The organism is Stenotrophomonas sp. P5_A9 (assembly GCF_056400525.1).
On the sequence record NZ_JBFULC010000140.1, the window covers coordinates 1 to 1857 of the forward strand.

Annotated in this window: 3 protein-coding genes; all 3 read left to right on the forward strand. The window is 69.9% G+C overall.

From position 1 onward, the window contains the following. A partial coding sequence (locus tag AC1DR7_RS20265) for a YqgE/AlgH family protein (protein ID WP_478076669.1) occupies nucleotides 1–346 on the forward strand: 346 nt, incomplete at its 5' end. Next, the gene (ruvX, locus tag AC1DR7_RS20270) at nucleotides 339–836 is read left to right on the forward strand and encodes a Holliday junction resolvase RuvX (protein ID WP_478076670.1); all 498 of its coding nucleotides are present in this window, start codon (nucleotides 339–341) and stop codon (nucleotides 834–836) included. The genes AC1DR7_RS20265 and ruvX, both read left to right, overlap by 8 nt. 15 nt (nucleotides 837–851) lie before the next feature. Next, entirely contained in the window at nucleotides 852–1802 is a 951-nt protein-coding gene (locus AC1DR7_RS20275; RefSeq protein WP_256775707.1) for an aspartate carbamoyltransferase catalytic subunit, read from the forward strand. Nucleotides 1803–1857 lie beyond the last annotated feature (55 nt).

Below are 1857 nucleotides of genomic sequence, written 5' to 3' on the forward strand. Positions count from 1 at the left end.
CAATGGCGGCCCGGTGCATCCCGAGCGCGGCTTCGTGCTGCATGACGATGCACGCGGCTGGGATTCCAGCCTGGCCGTTGGCCAGGGCGTGTTCCTGACCACCTCGCGCGACATCCTCGAAGCGATGGCGCGCGGCGAAGGGCCACGCAATGCGCTGGTCACCCTCGGCTGCGCCGGCTGGAGCGAAGGCCAGCTGGAAAGCGAGTTGTCCGAGAACAGCTGGTTGGCCGTGCCGGCCGATACCGATATCCTGTTCAGCACGCCGCTGGACCAGCGCTGGCAAGGCGCGGCGTCGCGGATCGGCGTGGACCTGTTCCGCCTCACCGATTACAGCGGCCATGTCTGAGCCGGTCACGCCAGCGGCGTCTGCCGGCACGCCACCGGGCATCCGTCGCGACGGCACGGTGCTCGGCTTCGATGTCGGCTCACGCCGGATCGGTGTCGCGATCGGCAGTTCGTTCGGCACCCATGCGCGGGCGATCGCGGTGATCGACGTGCACGGCAACGGACCGGACTGGGCCGCGGTCGAACGCCTCATCAAAGAGTGGCGGCCCGATGGCCTGGTAGTCGGCGATCCGCTGACCCTGGACGGCCAGGACCAGCCCAACCGCAAGCGCGCGCAGGGCTTTRCCCGCCAGCTGCGGGAACGTTTCAAGCTGCCGGTGGTGCTGGTCGACGAGCGCTCCAGCTCGGTCGAGGCGGCCCGCCGGTTCGCGGTCGAGCGCGCCGAAGGGCGCAAGCGTCGCCGCGATGCCGCCACCCTGGATGCGGTGGCCGCCGCGGTGATCATCGAACGCTGGCTGTCCAGCCCCGACGACGCCACCCCCGTTTCCTGAGCCCAGACCCTGCCCATGACCGCCTCGCAACTTGATTCCGATGGACGCCTGCGTCACCTGCTGACCCTGGAAGGTCTGCCCCGTCAAACCCTGTTGCAGCTGCTCGACCGCGCCGGTCAGATCCGCGATGCGGCGGTTGGCCGGGTCGGCAACAAGCGCCATGTGCTGGGCGGGTCGGCGGTGTGCACGCTGTTCTTCGAACCCTCCACGCGCACCCGCAGCTCGTTCCAGCTGGCCGCGCAGCGGCTGGGTGCGGACGTGCTCAACTTCGATGCGTCCACCTCGTCCACGCGCAAGGGCGAAACCGCCTGCGACACGCTGAAGAACCTGGAAGCGATGGGCGTGCGTGGGTTCGTCGTGCGCCACCCCGACGATGGCGCCGTGGCCGAACTGGCGTCCGCCGCCGGCGAAGGCACCGCGCTGATCAATGCCGGCGACGGCCGCAGCGCGCATCCCACCCAGGGCCTGCTGGACATGCTCACCCTGCGCCAGGCCAAGGGCAGCGATTTCTCGAAGATGAAGGTGCTGATCGTCGGCGATGTGAAGCATTCGCGCGTGGCCCGCACCGACCTGCATGCGCTGCGCACGCTGGGCGTGGGCGAAATCCGCGTCTGCGGCCCGCAGTCACTGCTGCCCGACGATGACACCCTCAAGGGCTGCATCGTCGGCCAGGACTTCGACGCCCTGCTCGAAGGCGCCGACGCGTTGATGATGCTGCGCCTGCAGCGCGAGCGCATGGAAGAAGGCCTGGTGCCCTCGATCGAGCAGTACCACGCGCAGTACGGCCTGGATGCCGCGCGCCTCAAGCGCGCCGGCACCGATGCGGCCGTGCTGCACCCCGGCCCGATCAACCGCGGCGTGGAAGTCACCGACGAAGTGGCCGACGGCCCGCAGTCGTGGGTGCTGCGCCAGGTCGCCAACGGCGTCGCCGTCCGCATGGCGGTGCTGGAAACCCTGCTGGGCTGACCAGCCTGGCGGTGCCGGCCACTGGCCGGCTCCACGACCGACCGGGGTAGTGCCG

Coding starts and splice junctions, on each gene's coding strand:
- AC1DR7_RS20275 (WP_256775707.1), top strand. CDS start 852: ATGACCGCCTCGCAACTTGATTCCGATGGACGCCTGCGTCACCTGCTG.